This is a genomic window from Xanthobacter sp. (assembly GCF_041911315.1).
Classification (GTDB): Bacteria; Pseudomonadota; Alphaproteobacteria; order Rhizobiales; family Xanthobacteraceae; genus Xanthobacter; species Xanthobacter aminoxidans.
On the sequence record NZ_JAYRPE010000074.1, the window covers coordinates 1 to 21,727 of the forward strand.

General features: G+C 67.1%; 25 protein-coding genes. 9 read left to right on the forward strand and 16 right to left on the reverse strand.

What is annotated here, in order from left to right; translation table 11 throughout:
* The 6 genes from ACE3QW_RS21710 to ACE3QW_RS21735 form a co-directional block, all read right to left on the reverse strand.
* A partial coding sequence (locus tag ACE3QW_RS21710) for a biotin/lipoyl-containing protein (RefSeq protein WP_374253946.1) occupies nucleotides 1-352 on the reverse strand: 352 nt, incomplete at its 3' end.
* A 30-nt stretch (nucleotides 353-382) separates the two neighbouring features.
* Nucleotides 383-1,090: a methyltransferase gene (locus ACE3QW_RS21715; protein WP_374253948.1), complete on the reverse strand. Its 708-nt coding sequence runs from the start codon at nucleotides 1,088-1,090 to the stop codon at nucleotides 383-385.
* The gene (locus tag ACE3QW_RS21720; protein ID WP_250168273.1) at nucleotides 1,087-2,469 is read right to left on the reverse strand and encodes a pyruvate dehydrogenase complex E1 component subunit beta; all 1,383 of its coding nucleotides are present in this window, start codon (nucleotides 2,467-2,469) and stop codon (nucleotides 1,087-1,089) included. Before ACE3QW_RS21720 ends, ACE3QW_RS21715 begins: the two co-directional genes overlap by 4 nt.
* A 5-nt stretch (nucleotides 2,470-2,474) precedes the next feature.
* Nucleotides 2,475-2,831 (reverse strand): hypothetical protein, encoded by a 357-nt coding sequence (locus tag ACE3QW_RS21725; RefSeq protein WP_024279101.1) that lies wholly within the window; start codon nucleotides 2,829-2,831, stop codon nucleotides 2,475-2,477.
* A 10-nt stretch (nucleotides 2,832-2,841) separates the two neighbouring features.
* Complete coding sequence (gene pdhA, locus ACE3QW_RS21730) at nucleotides 2,842-3,858, reverse strand: pyruvate dehydrogenase (acetyl-transferring) E1 component subunit alpha (RefSeq protein WP_374253950.1); 1,017 nt, start codon at nucleotides 3,856-3,858, stop codon at nucleotides 2,842-2,844.
* Nucleotides 3,859-4,013: 155 nt separating this feature from the next.
* Complete coding sequence (locus tag ACE3QW_RS21735) at nucleotides 4,014-4,328, reverse strand: septum formation initiator family protein (protein WP_024279103.1); 315 nt, start codon at nucleotides 4,326-4,328, stop codon at nucleotides 4,014-4,016.
* Between the two features lie 125 nt (nucleotides 4,329-4,453).
* On the opposite strand from ACE3QW_RS21735, the gene recO reads away from it, so the two are divergent.
* Nucleotides 4,454-5,185, forward strand: a complete 732-nt coding sequence (gene recO, locus ACE3QW_RS21740; RefSeq protein ID WP_250168272.1) for a DNA repair protein RecO — start codon at nucleotides 4,454-4,456, stop codon at nucleotides 5,183-5,185.
* Here the strand turns inward: recO and ACE3QW_RS21745 are convergent.
* Nucleotides 5,173-5,424, reverse strand: a complete 252-nt coding sequence (locus tag ACE3QW_RS21745; RefSeq protein ID WP_156026397.1) for a hypothetical protein — start codon at nucleotides 5,422-5,424, stop codon at nucleotides 5,173-5,175. The genes recO and ACE3QW_RS21745 overlap by 13 nt on opposite strands.
* 293 nt (nucleotides 5,425-5,717) lie before the next feature.
* Here ACE3QW_RS21745 and parC point away from each other — a divergent pair, with 293 nt between their 5' ends.
* Together parC and ACE3QW_RS21755 are read left to right on the forward strand one after the other, a co-directional pair.
* Nucleotides 5,718-7,955, forward strand: coding sequence for a DNA topoisomerase IV subunit A (gene parC, locus ACE3QW_RS21750; RefSeq protein WP_374253952.1), 2,238 nt, complete (start codon nucleotides 5,718-5,720; stop codon nucleotides 7,953-7,955).
* Between the two features lie 3 nt (nucleotides 7,956-7,958).
* A complete protein-coding gene (locus ACE3QW_RS21755) occupies nucleotides 7,959-9,755 on the forward strand; it encodes a chloride channel protein (protein ID WP_374253954.1) in 1,797 nt (598 codons plus the stop codon).
* A 15-nt stretch (nucleotides 9,756-9,770) separates the two neighbouring features.
* Here the strand turns inward: ACE3QW_RS21755 and ACE3QW_RS21760 are convergent, their stop codons facing one another.
* Together ACE3QW_RS21760 and ACE3QW_RS21765 are read right to left on the reverse strand one after the other, a co-directional pair.
* Nucleotides 9,771-11,258, reverse strand: a complete 1,488-nt coding sequence (locus ACE3QW_RS21760) for a diguanylate cyclase (RefSeq protein ID WP_374253956.1) — start codon at nucleotides 11,256-11,258, stop codon at nucleotides 9,771-9,773.
* Nucleotides 11,259-11,330: 72 nt separating this feature from the next.
* On the reverse strand, nucleotides 11,331-12,473 hold the full coding sequence (locus ACE3QW_RS21765) for an AI-2E family transporter (protein ID WP_374253958.1): 1,143 nt from the start codon (nucleotides 12,471-12,473) through the stop codon (nucleotides 11,331-11,333).
* A gap of 244 nt (nucleotides 12,474-12,717) precedes the next feature.
* Here ACE3QW_RS21765 and ACE3QW_RS21770 point away from each other — a divergent pair, with 244 nt between their 5' ends.
* On the forward strand, nucleotides 12,718-12,909 hold the full coding sequence (locus tag ACE3QW_RS21770; protein ID WP_024279109.1) for a hypothetical protein: 192 nt from the start codon (nucleotides 12,718-12,720) through the stop codon (nucleotides 12,907-12,909).
* Nucleotides 12,910-13,011: 102 nt separating this feature from the next.
* On the opposite strand, the gene ACE3QW_RS21775 is transcribed toward ACE3QW_RS21770, so the two are convergent.
* Nucleotides 13,012-13,809: a histidine phosphatase family protein gene (locus ACE3QW_RS21775; protein WP_374253960.1), complete on the reverse strand. Its 798-nt coding sequence runs from the start codon at nucleotides 13,807-13,809 to the stop codon at nucleotides 13,012-13,014.
* Between the two features lie 174 nt (nucleotides 13,810-13,983).
* Between ACE3QW_RS21775 and ACE3QW_RS21780 the strand changes: the two genes are divergently transcribed.
* Both ACE3QW_RS21780 and ACE3QW_RS21785 read left to right on the forward strand, forming a co-directional pair.
* The gene (locus ACE3QW_RS21780) at nucleotides 13,984-14,316 is read left to right on the forward strand and encodes a hypothetical protein (protein WP_374253962.1); all 333 of its coding nucleotides are present in this window, start codon (nucleotides 13,984-13,986) and stop codon (nucleotides 14,314-14,316) included.
* A 189-nt stretch (nucleotides 14,317-14,505) separates the two neighbouring features.
* Nucleotides 14,506-14,856 carry a cupin domain-containing protein gene (locus tag ACE3QW_RS21785; RefSeq protein WP_374253964.1) on the forward strand — a complete coding sequence of 117 codons (351 nt, stop codon included), beginning with the start codon at nucleotides 14,506-14,508 and terminating at the stop codon, nucleotides 14,854-14,856.
* An 85-nt stretch (nucleotides 14,857-14,941) separates the two neighbouring features.
* On the opposite strand, the gene rpsI is transcribed toward ACE3QW_RS21785, so the two are convergent.
* The 3 genes from rpsI to ACE3QW_RS21800 form a co-directional block, all read right to left on the reverse strand.
* Nucleotides 14,942-15,421, reverse strand: coding sequence for a 30S ribosomal protein S9 (gene rpsI / locus ACE3QW_RS21790; RefSeq protein WP_038193505.1), 480 nt, complete (start codon nucleotides 15,419-15,421; stop codon nucleotides 14,942-14,944).
* Between the two features lies 1 nt (nucleotide 15,422).
* Nucleotides 15,423-15,884 (reverse strand): 50S ribosomal protein L13, encoded by a 462-nt coding sequence (rplM, locus tag ACE3QW_RS21795; RefSeq protein WP_024279114.1) that lies wholly within the window; start codon nucleotides 15,882-15,884, stop codon nucleotides 15,423-15,425.
* A gap of 198 nt (nucleotides 15,885-16,082) precedes the next feature.
* Nucleotides 16,083-16,529: a PaaI family thioesterase gene (locus ACE3QW_RS21800; protein WP_374253983.1), complete on the reverse strand. Its 447-nt coding sequence runs from the start codon at nucleotides 16,527-16,529 to the stop codon at nucleotides 16,083-16,085.
* 99 nt (nucleotides 16,530-16,628) lie between these two features.
* Here ACE3QW_RS21800 and ACE3QW_RS21805 point away from each other — a divergent pair, with 99 nt between their 5' ends.
* Together ACE3QW_RS21805 and ACE3QW_RS21810 are read left to right on the forward strand one after the other, a co-directional pair.
* A complete protein-coding gene (locus ACE3QW_RS21805) occupies nucleotides 16,629-17,453 on the forward strand; it encodes an enoyl-CoA hydratase (RefSeq protein WP_374253967.1) in 825 nt (274 codons plus the stop codon).
* An 83-nt stretch (nucleotides 17,454-17,536) separates the two neighbouring features.
* A complete protein-coding gene (locus tag ACE3QW_RS21810; RefSeq protein ID WP_374253969.1) occupies nucleotides 17,537-19,006 on the forward strand; it encodes a hypothetical protein in 1,470 nt (489 codons plus the stop codon).
* Nucleotides 19,007-19,131: 125 nt separating this feature from the next.
* Here ACE3QW_RS21810 and ACE3QW_RS21815 read toward each other — a convergent pair whose 3' ends face one another.
* The gene (locus tag ACE3QW_RS21815) at nucleotides 19,132-19,341 is read right to left on the reverse strand and encodes a DUF2842 domain-containing protein (protein ID WP_024279119.1); all 210 of its coding nucleotides are present in this window, start codon (nucleotides 19,339-19,341) and stop codon (nucleotides 19,132-19,134) included.
* Nucleotides 19,342-19,486: 145 nt separating this feature from the next.
* Here ACE3QW_RS21815 and ACE3QW_RS21820 point away from each other — a divergent pair, with 145 nt between their 5' ends.
* Entirely contained in the window at nucleotides 19,487-20,569 is a 1,083-nt protein-coding gene (locus tag ACE3QW_RS21820) for a COX15/CtaA family protein (protein WP_374253971.1), read from the forward strand.
* On the opposite strand, the gene ACE3QW_RS21825 is transcribed toward ACE3QW_RS21820, so the two are convergent.
* Nucleotides 20,566-21,261, reverse strand: a complete 696-nt coding sequence (locus tag ACE3QW_RS21825) for an LrgB family protein (RefSeq protein WP_374253973.1) — start codon at nucleotides 21,259-21,261, stop codon at nucleotides 20,566-20,568. The two genes, ACE3QW_RS21820 and ACE3QW_RS21825, sit on opposite strands and share 4 nt — an antisense overlap.
* Complete coding sequence (locus tag ACE3QW_RS21830) at nucleotides 21,248-21,688, reverse strand: CidA/LrgA family protein (protein WP_029558445.1); 441 nt, start codon at nucleotides 21,686-21,688, stop codon at nucleotides 21,248-21,250. Before ACE3QW_RS21830 ends, ACE3QW_RS21825 begins: the two co-directional genes overlap by 14 nt.
* Between the last annotated feature and the right edge of the window lie 39 nt (nucleotides 21,689-21,727).

Consider the following 21,727-nt stretch of genomic DNA (forward strand, 5'->3'; position numbering starts at 1 on the left):
GAGCGGACGCGGCCGCAGGAGCCGGGCTCGCGGCAGGCGCAGCAGCGGGAGCTGCGGCCGGGGCCGGGGCGGCAGCGCCCTTGCCGGCGGCAGCGGTCGCCACGTCCTCACCCTCGCCGGCGAGGATGGCGATGAGCTGGTTCACCGGCACGTCCTGCGAGCCTTCCGGCACCAGGATCTTGGCAAGCACACCCTCGTCGATGGACTCGACTTCCATGGTGGCCTTGTCGGTCTCGATCTCGGCCAGCACGTCGCCGGACTTGACCGTGTCGCCTTCCTTCTTGAGCCACTTGGCGAGGTTGCCCTTCTCTATGGTGGGAGACAGGGCCGGCATCAGGATTTCGATGGGCATCTTCTTGGCCTTTCGAAAAGACAAAAACCCTCAGCGACGCCGGACGAAGGCGAGCATCTGCTGCTGGCGGGGATGGGACCAGTCGCCGATGATCTTCATCTCCCAATTGGGATCGCCGGCGAGCGCCGTGGAAAGCTGTGCCTGGGTATAGTGGTACGGGTCCTTGTCCGGGAACGTCACCACCCCACCCTTGCCCTGCTTCACCTGCTGCCCGAACTTGCCGTCGGGCACGAGGAAGCAGGTCACGAAGAAGATACCTCCGGGCACGAAATGGGGGGCGATCCGGGCGAGGCAGTCGACCAGATACGGCATCGGCAGGTGACTGAAGACTGACTGGGCGATACCCATGTCAAACTGCACACCGAACCCACCGATATCGAAGCTGTCAGACACACTCAGGTGGTCGCGCGGCAGCTTGGCGTCGAGCCCGGCCGGGACGATCTCCTGGGCGTATCCGGCCTCCAGCAGATCACCGCTGAGGTCGATCCCGTAATACCGGTCGGCATCGAGATAAGCGACGAACTTGACCCCACCGCGCAGGCTGCCGCAGCCGATGTCCACCAGCCGGTGGTGCGGCTTAAGCCCCTGTTTTACAAGGAAATCCCGCTGCAGCCGGCCGACCTCTTCCCAGAGGCCGCCGATGACTTCGCGGTGCTGTCCCTGCTGCACGTGGCGCGCCACGTGATCGAGGTCGTAATAGGTGGTCGGAGCGGTCTCCGACCTCTTTCCGGCGGTCATTTGTAGGTCACCGCCTTGACCGCCTCGATCACCTCCGCAACCGACGGCAGCGCCAGCTTTTCGAGGTTCGCGGCATACGGCATCGGGACGTCCTTGCCGGTGACGCGCAGGACCGGAGCGTCAAGGAAATCAAAGGCCTTGTCCATGAGCTGGGCGGCGATCTCGGCGCCGATGCCGGACTGCGGCCAGCCCTCTTCCACCGTGACGCAGCGGCCGGTCTTCTTCACCGAGGCGACGATGGCATCCACGTCCATGGGGCGGATGGTGCGCAGGTCGATGACCTCGGCGTCGATGCCTTGCTTCGCCAGTTCCTCTGCCGCCTTAAGGGCATAGGTCATGCCGATGGAGAAGGAGACGATCGTCACATCCTTGCCCGACCGTGCGATCCGCGCCTTGCCGATGGGCAGCACGTAATCGTCGAGCTTCGGCACCTCGAACGAGTGGCCGTAAAGGATCTCGTTCTCGAGGAAGATGATGGGGTTGGGGTCGCGGATGGCGGCCTTCAGCAGGCCCTTGGCGTCGGCCGCGGAATAGGGCGCGATGACCTTCAGGCCGGGCACGTTGGAATACCAGGCGGTGTAATCCTGGCTGTGCTGGGCGGCGACGCGGGCAGCCGCGCCGTTGGGGCCGCGGAACACGATGGAGCAGTGGACCTGACCGCCGGACATGTAGAGCGTCTTGGCGGCGGAGTTGATGATCTGGTCGATCGCCTGCATGGCGAAGTTGAAGGTCATGAACTCCACGATGGGCTTCAGTCCCGCCATGGCCGCGCCGACGCCGACACCGGCAAAGCCGTGCTCGGTGATCGGAGTATCGATCACGCGGCGGGCGCCGAATTCCTGCAGCAGGCCCTGGGTGATCTTGTAGGCACCCTGATACTCGGCCACTTCCTCGCCCATGACGAAGACGTCGCCGTCGCGGCGCATTTCCTCGGCCATGGCGTCACGCAGGGCCTCGCGGACCGTCTGGGTGACGAACTCGGTGCCGGCCGGCACTTCCGGATCGGGCTGTACGGTCACCTGCGGCGGAGCCGCGACGGCGGAGGGCGCCGGAGTGACGGGAGCGGCAGCTGCGGCCGGGGACGGCGCGCTCTCGGCGGCCTTGGCGGCGGGAGCGGGGGCGGCGCTCGCATCCTCGCCTTCGGCCAGGATGGTGGCGATGGGCGTGTTCACCGCCACGTCCTGCGCGCCTTCCGGCACCAGGATCTTGCCGAGGATGCCCTCGTCGACGGCCTCCACCTCCATGGTGGCCTTGTCGGTCTCGATCTCGGCGAGCACGTCGCCGGACTTGACCGTGTCACCTTCCTTTTTCACCCACTTGGTGAGGTTGCCCTTCTCCATGGTGGGAGACAGGGCCGGCATGAGGACTTCGATGGCCATGGCTGTCAGCTCTTGCTCGGCGCGGGAGCGGGGACGGACGGCGTGGCGCCGGCCGGGGCCGCGTGATCGCGCTTGAAGGTGAGGTTGGTGTAGGCGGAGATGGCCGCGATCGCGATGGTCACGGAAACGAAGAAGGCGATGGCCGCCTTGCCGGAGCGCACCCGGTCCGCATCCTCGGCGGCGCCGGAGCGACCGACGGCGAAGGGCCAGAGCGCAAGCAGAAGGTAGCTCCCGGTGCCGACGGGGCGCCCCGCCGCCCGCTCGGCGGCAAGGGCGGAGCGGCCGCCGCGCACGGCGACGACCCAAGCGCCGATGGCGGCCAGCAGCGCCGCCCCGGCGATCACATGGAAGAGTTCGGCCACGAGCCGGGCCTCAGCGCAGGATGTCCGTGTAGAGCTCGGCGACATCGGGCTCCGGATCGCTGCTGGCGAAGTCGGCAGCCGCGTTGACGATCTCGCGGACGTCGGCATCGATCTTCTTGAGATCGTCTTCGGTCACCTTGTGGCCGTCGAGGAGACGGGTGCGCACCTGCTCGATGGGATCGTGCTCGGTCCGCATCTTCTGCACCTCCTCCTTGGACCGGTACTTTGCCGGGTCCGACATGGAGTGGCCGCGATAGCGGTAGGTCTGCATCTCGAGGATGTAGGGGCCGTTGCCCTCACGGGCGAAGGCGAGGGCCCGTTCGCCGGCAGCCTTCACCGCCTGCACGTCCATGCCATCCACCTGCTCGCCGGGGATGTTGAAGGAGGTGCCGCGCTTGGAGAAGTCCTGCTGGGCGGAGGCGCGGGAAACCGCGGTGCCCATGGCGTACTTGTTGTTCTCGATCACGTACACGACCGGCAGCTTCCACAGCTCGGCCATGTTGAAGCTCTCGTAGACCTGGCCCTGGTTGGCCGCGCCGTCGCCGAAATAGGTGACGGAGACGTTGCCGTTCTCCCGGTAGCGGTCGGCGAAGGCGAGGCCGGTACCCAGCGACACCTGCGCGCCGACGATGCCGTGGCCACCGAAGAACTGCTTCTCGATGCTGAACATGTGCATCGAGCCGCCCTTGCCCTTGGACAGGCCGCCGCGGCGGCCGGTCAGCTCGGCCATGACGCCCCTGGCATCCATGCCGGTGGACAGCATGTGGCCGTGGTCACGGTAGCCGGTGATGACCTGATCGCCCGGTTTCATCGCCATCTGCATGCCGACGACGACGGCTTCCTGGCCGATATAGAGGTGGCAGAAGCCGCCGATGAGGCCCATGCCGTACATCTGGCCGGCCTTCTCCTCGAAGCGGCGGATGAGCAGCATCTCGCGATAGGCTTCGAGGTCCTGATCCTTGGTGAAGGGTACCGGGCCGGACGGCACGGCGGTCCGGGGGGAAGTCTTCTTGGCGGCCATCGGCATCCTCAGGAAGCTCTGGAACTGCGCCTCTCTAACGCACAGCCGAGCCGCCTGAAAGCGGGAAATTTTCGATGCTGCAACGCAACACGTTGCAAACTCTTGCGGATCAAGGGTTGAACTTGAATATGGTTCAAATACCTCATGAACCAATTTATAGTTCATTTGGTGCGAAGCAGCACAAGATCTTTCGTATTTATGAAGTTCAACTGCCGCCGCGCCTCCTCGTCCAGCAGGTCCGGATCGAGCTGGCTGGGGGCGAGAAGGGACACCTTGTTCTCCATCGCCTGCCGCTGCGCCTTGAGGCCGGCGAGCTCGGATTCGAGCGCCTTGGTCTCCTGCTCGTAGTTGCGACGCGCGAGGAGCCCGTGGTCGCCGATATAGGCATGATAGGCGAAGTATCCGATAAGCGCCGCAGCCCCCACGTGGAGAGCGAGCGTCGCAAGGATGGTCTGGAGGCGCGAGCGGCTTTGCATGGGCGCATCCTGCCGTTTTTAGGTTTCCGCCCTGTTAAGGCTGGCGTGCCGGAGCGCCGGAGTTGCGCCCGGAGCCGTCCGCGCCTCAACTGGGGGAAGGAAACGCCACACGGGAGCGGACATCGTTGGAGTGGACGGACGAGGGCATCGTGCTTGGGGTCAGGCGGCACGGCGAAGGCAATGCCATCGTCGAGTTGCTGACGCGCCATCGCGGCCGTCATCTCGGCATGGTGCGGGGTGGTGGATCGCGCCGGCTTGCCCCCGTCCTCCAACCCGGCAATTCGGTCAGCGCCACATGGCGTGCCCGGCTCGACGAGCACATGGGCAACTACGCTCTGGAGGCCTCGGTCGTCCGCGCCGGCATGCTGATGGAGGCGCCCCACGCCGCCTTCGGGTTCACCCACATGGCCCAGTTGCTCCACCTGCTGCCGGAGAGAGATCCCCACGAGGAGCTTTTCCTTACCCTCGGGGCCATTCTCGATGCGTTCAGCGAGGCAGACACGGCCGGTATGCTGGTGGCGCGGTTCGAGCTGGCCATGCTGTCGGAGCTGGGATTCGGATTGGAATTGGAGACGTGCGCGGCAACCGGCCAGCGCGAAGATCTCATCTATGTCTCGCCGAAGAGCGGGCGGGCGGTGTGCCGAGAAGCCGGGGCACCCTACAAGGATCGCCTCTTTCCCCTGCCGCCCTTTCTCCGGACCGGCACACCACCCGCCAGCGAGGATGTAGAATCGGCGCTGGCGATCACCGGCCATTTCCTGCTGGTGCGGGCTTTGGAGCCGCGCGGGCTCGGCTTTTCCGAAGCCCGCGCGGCGTTCCTGGCATCGTGGCGGCGAAGCGCCGATCACCAGCGGTAGTAACGGGGCGCGACCCAGACGTTGCGGCAGCGCGTCACCCAATGCGGGCGGCCGTTCCACCAGCGGCGCACCTGCCAGCAGCGCCGGACCCAGCGCACATCCTCGACCTTCGCCTGTTCATGGGCGGCGCCGGCAAAACTTCCCGCGCTACCGGCAAGTGATCCGGCCGATGCAGAAGGGGCCGTACCAAGAAGCGCCAACGCAACGACTCCCCCCGCCGCAAGAGTTGCAATCTTCATGGACCTTCTCCTCTTGACGCGAACGTAGAGAAATGTTCGCGGATCGATGCTGAAACGTCGCAGGGGCGGGATTTTGTTCCGGGAGTGACATCTTAAGCGCGTGCTTTGCCGCAGATTATGGCCTTCTCCGGTACATGCGTGCCGTATTACGCAGCAGCACGCCCCAGACTTGACGATCCATTCAGTCTTGCGGCGAGATCGCGGCTTGCGCGGCTGCGGATCGCAGGGGACCGGACGCGGCCGGGCCGGTGGCGCGGGCTTGTCGCGCGCCTGCGCGCGAGGTACTGCGGGGCATGGCCACCCGCACACTTCCGCCCGGCGACGGGAACATCGAGAAAGTTACGCTGAAGGAGGCGCTGGAAGAGCGCTACCTCGCGTACGCCCTCTCGACCATCATGCACCGCGCGCTGCCCGACGCGCGCGACGGACTGAAGCCTGTCCACCGGCGCATCCTCCACGCCATGCGACAGTTGCGGCTGGATCCCGGGCAGGGCTTCAAGAAGTCCGCCCGCGTGGTCGGCGACGTCATCGGCAAGTTCCACCCGCACGGCGACCAGTCGGTCTATGACGCGCTGGTGCGCCTCGCCCAGGACTTCGCCCAGCGGTATCCGCTGGTGGATGGCCAGGGCAATTTCGGCAATGTGGACGGCGATAACGCCGCCGCCATGCGATACACCGAGGCCCGCCTCACCGAGACCGCCCGGCTGCTGCTGGATGGCATCGACGAGGACGCGGTGGATTTCCGCCCGACCTATGACGGGTCGGAGGAAGAGCCGGCAGTCCTGCCCGCCGCCTTCCCGAACCTACTGGCGAACGGCTCGCAAGGCATCGCCGTGGGCATGGCCACCTCCATCCCGCCCCACAATGCGGCGGAGTTGCTGGATGCCGCGCTCCACCTCATCGACCATCCGGACGCGCTCGCGTTCGACCTGCTGAAGTTCGTGCCCGGCCCGGACTTCCCCACCGGCGGCGTGCTGGTGGAGGACCCGGTCGGCGTGGCGGAGGCCTATGCGACCGGCCGCGGCTCGTTCCGGGTCCGCGCGCGCTGGGAGAAGGAGGACACCGGCCGCGGCGGCTATGTGGTGGTGGTGACGGAAATCCCCTACGGCGTCGCCAAGTCCCGCCTCGTGGAGAAGATCGCCGAGCTGCTCACCGACAAGAAGCTGCCCCTGCTCGCCGACGTCCGCGACGAGAGTGCCGAGGACATCCGCCTGGTGCTGGAGCCGCGCACCCGCACCGTGGATGCCGAGGTGCTCATGGAGAGCCTCTTCAAGCTCACCGAGCTTGAGGCGCGCATTCCGCTCAACATGAACGTGCTGGTCAAAGGCCAGATCCCCAAGGTGCTGTCGCTGGCCGAGGCGCTGCGCGAGTGGCTGGACCACCGCCGCGACGTGCTGCTGCGCCGCTCGCGCTACCGGCTCGACCAGATTGCCCACCGGCTTGAGGTGCTGGGCGGCTACCTCATCGCCTATCTCAACCTCGACGAGGTGATCCGCATCATCCGCGAGGAGGACGAGCCAAAGGTCTCGCTGATGCAGACCTTCGAGCTGACCGACGTTCAGGCGGAAGCCATCCTCAACATGCGGCTGCGCTCTTTGCGCCGCCTGGAAGAGATGGAGATCCGCAAGGAGCACGACGCCCTTTCCAAGGAGCAGGACGGGCTCAACCGCCTCGTCGCCTCCGAAACGGCCCAGTGGAAGGCGATTTCCAAGGAAATCCGCGAGACCCGCAAGACCTACGGTCCCGAGACCGAACTGGGCCGGCGCCGCACCACCTTTGCCGCCGCGCCGACCGTGCACGAGGACGCCTTCACCGAGGCGCTGGTGGAGCGCGAGCCGATCACCGTCGTCGTCTCCGCCAAGGGCTGGATCCGCGCGCTGAAGGGCCATGTGGCGGACGTCTCGAACCTGCAGTTCAAGGGCGACGACAGCCACGGCCACGCCTTCTTCGCGGAGACCACCTCCAAGGTCATGGTGTTCGCCTCCAACGGCCGGTTCTACACGCTGGATGCCTCCAAGCTCCCCGGCGGGCGCGGCCATGGCGAGCCGGTGCGCCTCATGATCGACCTGGAGCAGGAGGCGGAGATCGTCTCCGTCTTCGCCTATCAGGCCGGGCGCAAGCTGCTGGTGGCGTCGAAGCAGGGCCGCGGCTTCGTGGTGCCGGAGGACGATTGCCTCGCCAATACCCGCAAGGGCAAGCAGGTGCTCGTCACCGACCCGCCGGACGCGGCGCTGGCGGTGCGTTTCGTCGATGGCGACTGGGTGGCGGTGATCGGCGAGAACCGCAAGATGCTGGTCTTCCCGCTGAACCAGATCCCCGAGATGTCGCGCGGCCGTGGCGTGCGCCTGCAACGCTACAAGGATGGCGGCCTCAGCGACCTCAAGGTGTTCCCGATGGCCACCGGCCTGACCTGGGAGGACACCTCCGGGCGGACCTGGACGGTCACCGATCTCATCGAGTGGCAGGGCGAGCGCGCTTCGGCGGGCCGTCTGCCACCCAAGGGGTTCCCCCGCACCAACACGTTCGGCTGAGGCATGGACGCGCCCTCCCCCGAGACCGGGCGCGCACCGGCTCCTGACGAACGGGCGGCGCTCCGGCGCCTCGTCGATCAGGCGCAGTCCATCGTCCGGGCGCGGGAGACCTCGCTCGTCCTCATCGCCGCCGTCATGGGCGTGCTGGCCGGGGTTGCGGCCAGCCTCATGAGCGTCACCACCCAGTGGATGCACGAGGTTCTCTACTGGCTGGCACCGGGCGAGCGCCTGTCCTCCTCCCCTGCCCTCGCCTCGCCCTGGCTGATCCTCGTCCCAGCCGTGGGCGGCGCGGCCATGGGTGTGATCGCCCTGGCGCTGAAGCGCTGGCGCAGGCACCCTTTCGTCGATCCTATCGAGGCCAATGCGCTGCATGGCGGGCGCATGTCGCTCACCGACAGCATCATCGTCGCCCTGCAGACCATGGTGTCCAACGGCTTCGGCGCATCGCTGGGGCTTGAGGCGGGCTATTCGCAGATCGGCTCGGGCATCGCCTCCCGGCTGGGGCTGACCTTCAAGCTCCGGCGCAACGACCTGCGCATTCTCGTCGGCGCGGGCGCGGCGGCCGGCATCGGCGCGGCCTTCGATGCGCCGCTGATGGGCGCCTTCTACGGCTTCGAGATCGTCATCGGCTCCTATTCCATCCCCGCCGCGGCCCCGGTGCTCGCCGGGACGGTCTCGGCGGTGATGACGGCGCGGCTGCTCGGCGCCCATGTGGAGCCGCTGCACATGCCCCTCGACCCGAACCTCGGGCCGGTGGACATCCTGCCAATCCTCTTCCTCGGCCTCGCCGCTGCGGCGGTCGCCATCGTCATCATGCGGCTCGTGACGACGGTGGAGACGCTGTTCGGCATGAGCCGCATTCCCGCGCCGCTGCGGCCCATGGTGGCCGGCATAGGCATCGGTGCGCTGGCGCTCTACAGCCCGCAGGTGCTCTCCGATGGCCACGGCGCGCTCCATACCCAGGTGGGCAGCGCGGTGACGGCTTCCGTCGCCATCGTGTTCGGCCTGAAGATCCTCGCCTCCGCCCTCTCCATCGGCTCCGGCTTTCGCGGCGGCCTGTTCTTCGCCTCGCTTTTCCTCGGCGCGCTGATGGGCAAGCTCTACGGCGGGCTGCTGGCCGTCGCCTTCCCGGGCTTCCACCTCGACCCATCGGTGGCGGCGGTTGTGGGCATGGGCGCGCTGGCGGTGGGGGTCATCGGCGGGCCGCTCACCATGAGCTTCCTCGTGCTGGAGATGACGCGGGACATCTCCCTCTCCGGTTTCGTGATGGCGGCGGCGGTCGTCACATCCCTGACCGTGCGGGAAACGTTCGGCTACTCCTTCTCCACCTGGCGCCTGCATTTGCGCGGCGAGACCATCCGCGGTGCGCAGGACGTGGGCTGGATGCGCGACCTGACGGTGGCCAAGATGATGCGCACCGACTTCCCCACCTTCCCGCAGGACGGCACCCTGGACGCCCTGCGCGCCCGCTACGCGCTGGGCTCAACCCGCATCGTCGTGCTGGTGGACGCGGCCGGCGGCTATGGCGGGCTGCTCCGCCTGTCCGAGGCCTACGCCAGTCTCGAGCCCGGCGAGACGGCGGTGTCGGGGTTGGCGACCCAACGCGACCACATCTTGCTCACGGCCATGAACGTCAAGGAAGCCGCCCTCGCCTTCGATGCCGCAAAGGCGGAAGACCTCGCGGTGGTGGACGACCGCGACAACCGCCATCTCCTGGGGCTGTTGGGCGAATCCCACGTCCTGAAGCGCTATGCCGCCGAACTGGAGCGGGCACGCCGGGGCCTCGGCGCGGAAGACTGACGTGCCAGACCGGCCTCAGGCGGCAAAAGCCTCCAGCCGGGCCACGCGGTTTCGCCCGGCCCTCTTCGCCGTATAGAGGGCGGTATCGCTCCGTGCGATCAACTCCCCCGGCCCGTCGTCCGCCCTCTGGACGGCGATGCCGACGCTGACCGTGATTTCGATGGCCAAACCATGGGTCACGATAGCGTTGGCCGCGACGCCCGCCCGAATGCGCTCGGCCACCAGCTCCGCCCCCGCCGACGGCGTCTCCGGCAGGACGACGACAAATTCCTCCCCGCCATAGCGACAGACGAAATCCCCCGGCCGGCACGCCGCACGCTGGACGCGGTGGGCGACCTCGGCGAGCACGGCGTCGCCCATGGCGTGGCCGTGCGTGTCGTTCACCCGCTTGAAGTGGTCGATATCGATCATCAGCACAGCAAGCTCGCGCTGCTCACGCCGGGAGCGCTGCATTTCCACCTCCAGCGTGAGGTCGAGCGCCCGTCGGTTGGGCAGGCCAGTGAGGGAGTCCGTAATGGCCATCCGCTCCAGCTGGCGCTCCATCTCCCGGCTGCGGCGCAGGGAGGTGGAGAGCGCCGCGACGGTCAGCGCCAGCAGAAGCGATACCGTGAGCGTGAGCGCAAGAGTGATGGCTGCCCGCAGATACCACCCGCCGAACTGCTGGCGCGCAGAAACGCCAACGGTCACGGAGAGCGGATACCCCTTGACCAACATCGTCCGCAGGAACCTGCGCTGGCCATCGATCTGTGATGTTTCCACCCTCCAGTCGTCCGGCATCGCTGACGCCTGCCTCTGGAGGACGTCGGGCGTCACCTCATCTCCTGCATTGCCCCGGCCATCGGTAGAAGGGTAGCGCAGGACGACGGTTCCGTCGGTCCGGGTCAGCCGGACGATGCCGCCGGGTGGCAGCTTCACCCGCTCGAACATCTGCTGGAAATAGACGAGGCGAATAGAGGCCACCACGACACCCGCGAATGACCCGTCCGATCCATTTATCCGCCGGCTGATTCCAATGGCACGCTCGGGGCTCGAGAGCCGGGACAGGAAGGGCCGGCTGACGTAGACGCCGGCGTTCGGGTTGTCCCTCTGCACACGGAAGTAGTCCCGATCGGCGAAATTGATGCCGCTCAGGTCCTCTTCGGAATCGTCGAACAGGACATTGCCCTGCGCATCCAGCACGAGCATGACGCCGAAGTCATTGGCATCGCCCGCACGGCGAAACAGGACGCGTTGCCGCAGCGCCGCAGGAAGCGCCATCAGCGTCGGCTCGCGCAGTGCCTCGGCGAGACCGGTCAGGCTGGATTCAACCAGAAGGAAGTCGCGTTCGATCGCTCCCGCGAGCACAGAGATTGTGTTCGCGGTATAGCGCTCGCCGTCGTGCCAAGTTTCCTGGTAGGAGCGCCACAGAGCAAAGGACTGCATCCCCACGATGGCGAGGATGAGTGCACTCGTGACAAACCGGAGCAGACGGCCGGAGGAGAGGTGTTTGAGAACCTTGTCCATCAGCCTTACCTGGGCCGCATCTATACCATCCCAGCCGTCACGTTATCAGCCAGAATCACCATTTCGCGACTTTTATTCCGCAGCCGGCCTGTCGATGCGGCGTTCCTCCACCTCCGCGGAGCGGACAGGCTCCGCCTCCAGCCAGTGCAGGATGAGCGTGTAGCCCAGCGCCAGCACCACGGGGCCGACGAACAGGCCCAGCACCCCGGAGGACAGGAGCCCGCCGATCGCGCCGATGAAGACCACCAGCATCGGCACGTCCACGCCGCGCCCCAGCATGATGGGACGCAGGACGTGCTCTATGAGCGACACGCCCGTGCACCAGACGGCGAAGATCACCGCCGGCACCGGATCAAGCAGTGTGAAGGCGTAGATCGCCACCGGCACCAGAACGATGGCCAGCGGCAACTGCACGATGGCGATGATGAGGCAGAGCAGTGCGAGGAGCCCGGCGGCCGGAATATCGGCGGCGAGAAAGCCCAGCCCCGCCAGCAGCGACTGGATCAGCGCGACGCCGATGATGCCCTTGCTGACGCTGCGAATGGTGCGCACCGCGAGGTCGGCATAGCCCAGCCCCCCGGAGCCGGCGAGGCGGGTGACGACATCGCCCGCAATGCGCTGGCCGCTGGTCGCATTGGCCATCAGAACCGCGGCCACGAAAATGGCGACGATGAATTCCAGTATGCCGAGCAGCACGCCGGTTGCCGACCCAAGCATCCATTTGCCGGCCCAGGTGAGTTCGGAGGCGATCGAGCTGATCGCCTGATCGAGGTTGGTCGAGGCGAGCATCCAGAAGCTGTAGAGCGGATCGCCCACGAGAAACCAGCCGCGGACAGCCTCCGGCGGCGGCGGCAGGCGCAGCGTGCCATCCGCCATGTGGTGGGCCAGAAGCTTCAGGCTGTTCACGAGGGTGTCGGTCAGCAGCATCGCCGGCAGCACCAGCAAGGTCAGCGCGAGCAGGACGAAAAGCGTGGCGGCCGCCGCCGTCCGGCCTTTGAGGGCCGCGCACAGGCGGAGGAACAGCGGGTGGGAGGCGATGGCGATGATGAGCCCCCACAGAATGGAGGTCAGGAACGGCTGGACGATGGTGAAGCACCAGCCGAACAGCAATGCCAGCGTGCCGAACCTCAGCGCCAGCTGAAGGACGGGCCCGAACGTTTCGCTGCCGTCCCTGGCGAGGGGGCGATCCTGACGCCTGTCGTGGGGTCGTTCCATGATCCTGTCCAGATGGACTCTCCCTGCCACAGAACCCGCTCCAGCCTAGCCTGAGAGAACCCCTTATGCGCCTGGCTTGCAATGGCAGCCAGCCGACATTTGCCGTTGGTGTCGCGGTACGGACGCTACGTCAAGTCGCTTGCCTCTTCTGCATGGCAGGCCAATTGCATCATGGATTCAGGGCCACGGTCTGCCTGTTCTGGCTGTCGCCCCCGAAGCAACAAGGACAAGGCGAGGACACAGCATGTCCGACCACAAGGTTACGGTCGAGCAACTGCCGAGCGGCAAGTGGGCGTGTTTTCTTCACGTGGAAGGACACGACGAACCCATCAATCTCGGCCGGGAATTCAAGAACGACGAGCAGGCGGAAAACTGGCTCAACGTGTCGGAATCCGTCACTGCGATCGAGATGATGCTGCGGAAGGTCAAGAAGTAGGACCTGCCGACGACGACAAGCCGACGCCGGCTTGGCTCGAAGGCGACAGGGCTGTCGCGGTTCACACAGCCTGTCGGGGCTCGAGCATGCAATCCGCCGGCTTCACTTGGTGCAGCCGGCGGACGCGGAAATGTTCTCGGGCGTGCCCCAATCGTTCTGGGGCAGGTTCTCGTACGGCGGGCCGAACTCCTGCTTGATCATGGTGAAGGCCGAGGGCAGCCCGGTCTGCTGATCGAAATCGATGATCCAGAAATAGTCGTAGGTGTCGCCCGGCCAGTCGTCCGGCATCTTGATGCCGGCGAGGTCCATGAGGTCGAAGAGGGTCGTGGCCTTGGTGGGCACCGGCCTGCCCGGGTGCTTCTCCTGCACCTTCGCCCGCTGCGCCGGCGTCAGCTCGATATCGAGGCGCGGGCGGGCGATGTGGTCGTGCTCCCAGTCCATGATCAGCGTGCCGCCGGCCCATTCCGGCTTGGTGAACACGTCATGCACCGCCTGCCGGTTGCGCTCCGCGAGCTTGTCCTGGCGGATGATCAGCTTGCCGTCCACCATCTCCGGCATCACCGAATAGAAGACGACCGGCTGCTTCCACGAATCGGCGACCGGATAGATGGTTTCCAGCGTGTGCAGCGAGAGCCCGAGGATCGCGGTCGGCACCTCTCCCGGCCGCAGGAGCGACTTCTTGGCGTTCTTGCCGAGGTAATAATCCACCAGGGCGCGGGCGCGTTCCTGGCCGACGCTGCAGAGCTGGAGCGGCCCGCCCTTCTCTCCGTGCCGCAGGAGAATGACCCGCGCCGGAACGGCGGCCGCAGGCAGCGCCGACAGAAGGCTGGTGGAAAACACGGCCGCGAGCGCAAGGCCGCCCGCCAAGACCGTCCGTTTGAGGGATTTGATCGTCTGCATCACTGCCTCTCCCAATACGGCGACGCTAGCCGAGTCCACCCGCCTTCGCCATGTGACCGGGTGCCGGACCTTGCGCGCCACGAGCGCCGATCGAGCCCCTTCACACGCCGCCTCGAACATGCTTCAAGGCGGCAGCCGGGAGATTTTGGGGTCCGGCCGATGCGGGGCGCTGCAATGGCAGAGATTAGCTTGGGGACGAATGGGCTGGCGGGCGGCGTGTTGCTCGCGCTCATCGCCATGGCCGGCGTCCAGGCGGTGGCCCAGAGCTCGCAGCAGCGCATCGTGGTGACGCCCCGCGTGATCCAGCTGCCTGTCATCCCCCAGGGCAATTACCTTGACCCCGGCCCCGGCCCCGCCATTCGTCCGGACGTCAAGATCGGCGACGACCGCAACGAAGACTACGTGTTCCCGCCCGACCTGACCGGCGGATACGGCTCCGGCCCTCCCGGCGACTCGACCAACAACGGTCAGTGGAGCCCGCTGGATGGCGACACGCCTAGCTTCTGAGACGTATAGCGATTTTTGAGACGATGGCCGGGCCTCAACCCGGCCATTTCCGTTTGCGGCACCCGAGCGTTCGTCGGCCGGCGCGTTTGACGACGAGGGACGGCGCCACGTATCCCTGAGCCAGAAGGCTGCATCGGCAGCCCCCGGCGGCAACTCAAGCCGCACGGCATGTGCTTCAGGGAGCCGCCAATGACCGCCGCGCCGAACTACATGATCTCTCGCCTGGACGAGATCCCGGCCGTGCCCTGCCCCTGCGGTTTCGCCCGCCGTGCATTCGGGACGGACGACAACAGACTGGCGACCGTGCACCTCACCGACATCACTGAGGATGCGCGGGTGCACTACCACAAGCACATGACCGAGATTTACGTGATCCTCGAAGGCGAAGGAGAGATGGAGCTCGACGGCGAGCGCGTGCCGGTCTCGCCGCTCACGTCCATCTTCATCAAGCCGGGCTGCCGGCATCGCGCCATCGGCCGTATGCGCATCCTGAACATCCCGATCCCCGCCTTCGACCCGGAGGACGAGTGGTTCGACTGAGCGCCGGGGAAGCGGGAAGCCAAAAAGAAAGCGGCGGGGACTGGCCCCGCCGCTCTCGAAAACCTCGAACCGTGAACCGAAGCGATCAGCGCTTCGAGAACTGGAACGAACGGCGGGCCTTGGCGCGGCCGTACTTCTTGCGCTCGACCACGCGGCTGTCGCGGGTCAGGAAGCCGCCCTTCTTGAGGGGGCTGCGCAGCTCGGGCTCGTAATAGGTGAGCGCCTTGGAGAGGCCGTGACGCAGGGCGCCGGCCTGGCCGGACAGACCGCCGCCGGAGACGGTGGCGACCACGTCATACTGGCCTTCGCGGGCGGCGACCTGGAACGGCTGGTTGATCATCAGGCGCAGCACGGGACGGGCGAAATACACCTCGATGTCCCGGTCATTGACGGTGATCTTGCCGGTGCCGGGGCGAACCCACACGCGGGCCACGGCGTCCTTGCGCTTGCCGGTGGCATAGGCGCGGCCGAACTTGTCCAGCTTCTGGACATGAACGGGGGCTTCGGGCTGGGCCGAGACGGTCGCTGCGCCGAGAGCGTCGAGGGACTGGAGAACCTCGGCCATGTCAGTTCCTCACGTTCTTGCGGTTGAGAGCCGCCACGTCGAGGGCGACCGGCTGCTGGGCCTCGTGCGGGTGGGCAGGGCCCTTGTAGACGCGCAGGTTGCCCATGATCTTGCGGCCGAGCGGGCCGCGGGCGAGCATGCGCTCCACCGCCTTCTCGATGACGCGCTCCGGGAAGCGGCCCTCGAGAATGAACTTCGCGGTGCGTTCCTTGATGCCGCCCGCATAGCCGGTGTGATGGTAGTAGACCTTCTGGTCCTTCTTGCGGCCCGTGAACACCGCCTTCTCGGCGTTGACCACGACGACGTTGTCGCCGCAATCCACGTGGGGGGTGTAGATGGGCAGGTGCTTGCCCTTCAGGCGCATGGCGATGATGGTCGCGAGCCGGCCGACAACAAGGCCGCTGGCGTCGATCACCACCCACTTCTTCTCGATTTCGGCGGGCTTGGCCGAATACGTCGTCATGGGATCATTCCGAATGAGAAGTCGGACGGCCCAGCCCATGAGGACCGAACGGCGTCCGACGATGGGGTGCTTCTAGAGGAGCACAGCGCGCACGTCAACGCATCCGAGGCCACAAAACATATGCAAAAACAAATGGTTATAAAAATGGTGCAATAACACCATCAAAATTCCCGCGTTTTCGCATTGCCTTGGCGTCGATCAGGCCTTCGGCCGATCCGGGATCGAATAGGTGGCGACGCAATGAGCGACCAGTTCGTCGTCCCCCGGCCCCCGAATACCCACCTCGCCAACCGCGAGACGCTTGCCCAGCTTGATGATGCGGGCGTCGCCGAAGAGCGGCCCCGGGGCCGGCTTGCGCAGGAAGTTGATGGAGAGATTCGTCGTGACCGCGAGCGCGACGGGCCCGATCTGCGCCAGGAGCGCCACATAGACCGCCACATCCGCCAGCGCCATCATGGCCGGACCGGAAATGGTGCCGCCCGGGCGCAGATGGCTCTCATCGGCATCCAGCCGCACCGTCGCGGTCTTCAGGCCCACGCGCTCCACATGGTGCGCTCGGCCCAGGCCGAAGGCTTGCGGGAACTCGGCCGCGAGGAAGGTCTCCAGATCCTTCACCGTCATCACCGCATCGCGCGCCGCAGTCATCCCGTCCATTCCCCGTCCCTGCCCCGGCTCGCGCCGGCCGACGCTTGTGAATAGGATAGCGGCCGGAACGTCAAATCCGGAAACACCAAGGGAAATACCGTGCCCGCAACTGCCGCCGCCGTGAACGCCCCGCTCCCCGCCCCGGTCTCCCGCTCCGACGATGCGGGCGTGGTGACGCTCACCCTGTCGCGGCCGGCGCAGCGCAATTCCCTGTCCGAGGCGATGATGGCGGCGCTCACGGCCGCGCTGGGCGAGGTCGCGGCGGACTCCTCCGCGCGCGCCGTGGTGCTGGCGGCGGAAGGGCCTGTCTATTCCGCAGGGCATGATCTGAAGGAGATCCAGTCCCATCGCTCCGACCCGGACCGCGGCCGCGCCTATTTCGAGGATGTGCTGAAGCGCTGCGCGACCTTGATGACGGCCATCGTTCGCCTGCCCCAGCCGGTGATCGCGGCGGTCGAGGGCATGGCGACGGCGGCCGGTTGCCAGCTGGTGGCGAGCTGCGACCTCGCGGTCGCCGGAGACAAGGCGCGCTTCTGCACGCCGGGCGTCAATATCGGCCTGTTCTGCCACACGCCCATGGTGGCGCTCTCGCGCAACCTCTCGCGCAAGCACGCCATGGAGATGCTTCTGCTCGGCGACTGGACAGAGGCGGACGACGCTTTGCGCATGGGCCTCGTCAACCGCGTCGTGCCGGCCGGCGACGCTCTTGCTACAGCGCAGGCCCTCGCCCGCAAGATCGCGGACAAGTCGCAGGTGCCGGTGAAGCTCGGCAAGGCCGCCTTCTACGCGCAGGTGGAGCTGGGCCTCGACGACGCCTATACCTACGCCTCGCGCGTCATGGCGGAGAACATGCTGGCGCGCGATGCGGACGAAGGAATCTCGGCGGTACTCGCCAAGCGTGCAGCCGTGTGGGAAGATAGGTAATCCCGTTTACACTCCATAAACCATGATCTGGCTCTCTGGGTGGGACTCGCGCGTTTTGCGTCCGAGTCGCGGGAGGGCCGCGCATGTCTCAGCTGGAGACGACGCACCTTGGAATGACGCAGGCCGACACGGCGGGGCCCGATCTCGGGCTTCGGCGTGCGCGGCTGGCGTGGCGCCCGGGCCTCTGGCAGGCCGCGTGGATCGTCTTCGCCCTCATTGCACTCGCCAGCTTCCTGCCGCTGCGCTTCTCCGCCACCACCACCCTCGCGTTCGAAGTAGGCACCCAGCCGCCCGCCGGCGCCATGCGCGGCGTGGCGCAGATGCTGGGCTCGCGGGAATTGGCCTATGACGCCGTGCGCCAACTGCCGGATGATGACGTGCGCCGCATCGCCGCCGGGGGCCTGACCGGATGGCTGGGCATCACCCGCGCTGGCACCGAAGGACGCGCCGAGAGCGTCGCCGCCGCGTGGCGCCTCATGGAAAATCTGGAGGTGTCGCCGGCCCAGGGCGGGCGCGCGTTGCGCCTTACCGTCACCGCGGCAACGCCCGGCCTCGCCGTGCGGGCGGCCGATGCCTACGTCTCCGCCTTCCTCTCCCTCGATCGCGCCACGCGCGAGGCGCAGGAGGAGCCCTCCCTGCTGCCGGCGGCACGCCGGGGCGAGGCTGGGCGTGCCTCTTTCGTGCCCCAGCCGCCCGGGCCACTCGCCCTCGGGTTGCTCGCGGCCGTCGCTGCCTTGCTGGTCATTGCGCGACGCACCGTGAACCGCCCGGCGGAAGCCGAAGGCATGGTGGATGGCGCCGTCCTTCCGGTCGAGCTCAATGACAGCCACTGCATCACCTGGATCGGCGGCCCGGAAGGCGCCGGCCTCGAGGCGGATGCGGCGGTCGCGCGCCTCGCCGCCCATCTCGCAACCTCGCGCGGGTCGACGCGCCTGATTCTGCTCACCTCCGACGACCTGCCCGAGGCATCCGCCACCTGCGCGGTCTCCCTGGCCCGTCGCCTCTCTGAGGATGCCGGGGTGGCTCTGGTGGCGTTGGATGGCAGCGCCGAGAGCCTCGCCGCCCTCGTGTCCGACCCATGGGCGCCGGGCATGAGCGAACTCCTGTTCGGCGTCGCAGGCTTCGGCGAGACCATCCATCGGGACGCCCGCTCCCGGGCCCACGTGATCCCGCCTGGCCGGGACGTGCTCTCCGGCTCTGCCGTGGTGGGGGCGGAACGGCTCGCTTTGGTGCTGGAAGCTCTCAAGCGGACTTATGACTATGTGGTGGTCGCCGCCCCCAGCCTGTCGGCGGCCCGCGGCGGGCGACGCATCGCCGGCCTTGATCCGCTCGTTGTTTGCCTGAATGCGGATGATGCACCGCCGACAGCCGCCGTCGAAACGTTCGACGCCCTCGCGGAGAAGAAATTCGGTCGGGTGGTGATGCTCTGCCTCGCCTCCGGCCGGACCGTGGAAGAGGCGCCGGAGAGCGAGGATCACCTCGCCGTGCCATCCCTTGACGCCCAGGATATCGAGCCGCCGCAAATGCCCGAACGGCTCGCCGGCGCGGCCTGATCCACCCTTCGCGATCGCGCGACAGAGGCCCGGCCCAGCCGGGCCTTTTTGCGTTTCGCCCTCAACCAGGCAGGGCGAATGCTCGTCTGAAACCTAAAGAAACTGACACAAGAGGCTGTATCGCCTCATTTTTTGTCTGGACGCTCCATCCAGCGAATGATGAGAGCCGCCGGGAGAACCCACAGGCTTCCCAGAAGCACGTAGCAGACGGTTTGAAGCGCCCAGTGCAGCTCGGTCACCCGCCCCTGTGCCAACGCCATGGCCATCAGCGCCCAGACGACGACCAGCACCAGCATCAGGACCGTACCGATAAGCTTGCGCAGGCGTTGGGGCATTCGCGATCACTCCCTGGCCACGAGGAGGGCCTGCGTGCCGAAGCGGCATGCGGCACCCGCTCCCTTGCGCGGCACACAGGCTCTCTATAACGGATCGATCCTGGGGGGCCACGCAGCAAGACCGCGCACGCGGAGCCGAAAACACATGTCGCACGCCGAAGCCGCACCCCTGATCGCCGACCGCCCCCGCCCCGGGATCAAGGCTGTCCGCATCTGGCTCTATTTCGTCGCGGCGCTGATCGTGGCCATGGTCGTCGTGGGCGGCGCGACGCGCCTCACCGAATCCGGCCTCTCCATCACGGAATGGAAGCCTGTCACCGGTGCCCTGCCCCCCATGTCGCAGGGCGACTGGCAGGCGGAGTTCGACCGCTACAAGGCCATTCCCCAGTACGAGATCCTCAACAAGGGCATGGGGCTGGAGGCGTTCAAGCGCATCTATTGGTGGGAATGGGGCCACCGGCTGCTCGGCCGGGTCATCGGCTTCGCCTTCCTCCTGCCCTTCCTCTATTTCGCCTTCCGCGGCGTGCTGCGCGGATCGCTGCTGGCGAAGTGCCTCGGCCTGTTCGCCCTCGGCGGGCTGCAGGGTGCCGTCGGCTGGTGGATGGTGGCGTCGGGGCTCACGGAGCGGGTCTCCGTCAGCCAGTATCGCCTCGCGGTCCATCTGACCCTCGCCTGCATCATCCTCGCCGCCATCGTCGCCGTCGCGCGATCGCTCGCCGGCGAGGCGCGGCAGGCGGTGACGGGCCGGGTGCGGCTGACGGCGCGTGTGCTGGTGGTCCTCGTGCTGGTGCAGATCTTCGCCGGCGGTCTGGTGGCCGGGCTTGATGCCGGCATGGCCTACAACACCTGGCCGCTCATGGACGGCCACTTCATCCCCGCCGCCGAACAGCTCGGTGCCATGTCGCCCTTCTGGCGCAACCTGTTCGAGAATGCGCTGACGGTGCAGTTCGATCACCGCATGGTGGCCTACGCCCTGTGGGCGCTGGCGCTCGTCCACGCGCTCGATGCCCTGCGGGGCGGCGGGCGGGCGGCAAAGCGGGCGTGGATTCTGTTCGCGCTGGTGACGGCGCAGGCGACGCTGGGCATTCTGACGCTGATCCATCAGGTGCCCATCGATATCGCTTTGGCGCATCAGTTCGGGGCGACCATCGTCCTGATCTTTGCCGTGGTGCATGTGAGCGGCCTCGGCACTCCCGAGACCACGAAGGCCGTGACCGCTGCCGCCTAGACCAGCGCCGCGACGAGCGGCGCGATCATCACGTTGAACAGGCCCGCCAGCACCATCACGAGACCGGCGATGGAGCCTTCCTCCCCGCCGATCTGGTGCGCCCGGGCGACGCCCGCACCGTGGGCGCCCATGCCGAACAGGGCGCCGCGGGCCAGCGAAGAGCGCAGCGGCATCACCTTCAGAACCACCTCGCCCAAGGCCGCACCGCAGATGCCGGTGAGGATGACGAACACGGCGGTGAGGTCGGGCACGCCGCCGATGTCGCCGGAGACCACCATGGCGAAGGGGGTGGAGGTGGAGCGCGGCATCAGGCTGAGGCCGATGGAATCGCTCAGTCCCAAAAGATGCGCGAGGGCCAGCGCCGTCCCCATGGCCAGGGTGCTCCCCACCGCGACACCCACCAGCAGCACCGGCCAATAGCGGCGGATGAGCGCGCGCTGCTCATAGATGGGGATGGCGAAAGCCACCGTCGCCGGCCCCATCATCAGCAGCAGCCAGCGGGTGCCGGCGATGTACTCGCCGTAGCCGGCATGCAGGCTGAGCGCCACGGTACCGACGCCGATGGGCGTCAGCAACAGCGGCGAGGTCCACCAGAACCGCCAGCGCCGGCCGATGGCCCGCGCCGCAAGATACGAGCCGATGGTGACGGCCGACCAGAACAGCGCGGCGAACAGGGGGTTATGCATCCACATGGCGCGCCTCCCCCGACAGACGCTGGGTCCAGCGCCAGCACAGGTCCACGGCGAGCGCGGTGCCACCCATGACCGTGACCGTGCCGAGCAGGATCACCGCGGCGATCTTCAGTCCGTCGAGGCCGATGAGTTCCTTGTGGTCGAGCACGGCCATGACGGCCGGCACGAAGAACAGCAGCATCTCCGCCAGTAGCCAGGACGCCCCGCGCCGCACGCTTGCCGGGCGCAGCCAGCCGCTCGCCAGAAGCGCCAGCACCACGACCATCCCCACGATGCCACCCGGCACCGGCAGCTTCACCAGCCGCACCACACCTTCTCCCGCCATCCAGAAACCGGCGAGCACGGCGAGTTGAGCAATCATGCTGCGATGCAGCGCGAGGCGGACGGTACGAAGCAAATGATTGGGGGCAGAGCGATTCTGGGACATGGCTGGCACCTCCAGTGCCGATGCCAGTAAGATAGTATG

Bases quoted from the DNA above. Each gene is read 5' to 3' on its own strand.
- ACE3QW_RS21765 (WP_374253958.1), bottom strand. From the start codon at position 12,473: ATGGAACGACCCCACGACAGGCGTCAGGATCGCCCCCTCGCCAGGGAC.
- ACE3QW_RS21825 (WP_374253973.1), bottom strand. From the start codon at position 21,261: ATGTGGATGCATAACCCCCTGTTCGCCGCGCTGTTCTGGTCGGCCGTC.
- rpsI (WP_038193505.1), bottom strand. From the start codon at position 15,421: ATGGCCGAGGTTCTCCAGTCCCTCGACGCTCTCGGCGCAGCGACCGTC.
- rplM (WP_024279114.1), bottom strand. From the start codon at position 15,884: ATGACGACGTATTCGGCCAAGCCCGCCGAAATCGAGAAGAAGTGGGTG.
- pdhA (WP_374253950.1), bottom strand. From the start codon at position 3,858: ATGCCGATGGCCGCCAAGAAGACTTCCCCCCGGACCGCCGTGCCGTCC.
- ACE3QW_RS21745 (WP_156026397.1), bottom strand. From the start codon at position 5,424: ATGAAGATTGCAACTCTTGCGGCGGGGGGAGTCGTTGCGTTGGCGCTT.
- ACE3QW_RS21720 (WP_250168273.1), bottom strand. From the start codon at position 2,469: ATGGCCATCGAAGTCCTCATGCCGGCCCTGTCTCCCACCATGGAGAAG.
- ACE3QW_RS21820 (WP_374253971.1), top strand. From the start codon at position 19,487: ATGTCGCACGCCGAAGCCGCACCCCTGATCGCCGACCGCCCCCGCCCC.
- ACE3QW_RS21755 (WP_374253954.1), top strand. From the start codon at position 7,959: ATGGACGCGCCCTCCCCCGAGACCGGGCGCGCACCGGCTCCTGACGAA.
- ACE3QW_RS21760 (WP_374253956.1), bottom strand. From the start codon at position 11,258: ATGGACAAGGTTCTCAAACACCTCTCCTCCGGCCGTCTGCTCCGGTTT.
- ACE3QW_RS21785 (WP_374253964.1), top strand. From the start codon at position 14,506: ATGACCGCCGCGCCGAACTACATGATCTCTCGCCTGGACGAGATCCCG.
- ACE3QW_RS21775 (WP_374253960.1), bottom strand. From the start codon at position 13,809: ATGCAGACGATCAAATCCCTCAAACGGACGGTCTTGGCGGGCGGCCTT.
- ACE3QW_RS21780 (WP_374253962.1), top strand. From the start codon at position 13,984: ATGGCAGAGATTAGCTTGGGGACGAATGGGCTGGCGGGCGGCGTGTTG.
- ACE3QW_RS21810 (WP_374253969.1), top strand. From the start codon at position 17,537: ATGTCTCAGCTGGAGACGACGCACCTTGGAATGACGCAGGCCGACACG.
- ACE3QW_RS21800 (WP_374253983.1), bottom strand. From the start codon at position 16,529: ATGACTGCGGCGCGCGATGCGGTGATGACGGTGAAGGATCTGGAGACC.
- ACE3QW_RS21815 (WP_024279119.1), bottom strand. From the start codon at position 19,341: ATGCCCCAACGCCTGCGCAAGCTTATCGGTACGGTCCTGATGCTGGTG.
- ACE3QW_RS21715 (WP_374253948.1), bottom strand. From the start codon at position 1,090: ATGACCGCCGGAAAGAGGTCGGAGACCGCTCCGACCACCTATTACGAC.
- ACE3QW_RS21770 (WP_024279109.1), top strand. From the start codon at position 12,718: ATGTCCGACCACAAGGTTACGGTCGAGCAACTGCCGAGCGGCAAGTGG.
- ACE3QW_RS21735 (WP_024279103.1), bottom strand. From the start codon at position 4,328: ATGCAAAGCCGCTCGCGCCTCCAGACCATCCTTGCGACGCTCGCTCTC.
- parC (WP_374253952.1), top strand. From the start codon at position 5,718: ATGGCCACCCGCACACTTCCGCCCGGCGACGGGAACATCGAGAAAGTT.
- ACE3QW_RS21830 (WP_029558445.1), bottom strand. From the start codon at position 21,688: ATGTCCCAGAATCGCTCTGCCCCCAATCATTTGCTTCGTACCGTCCGC.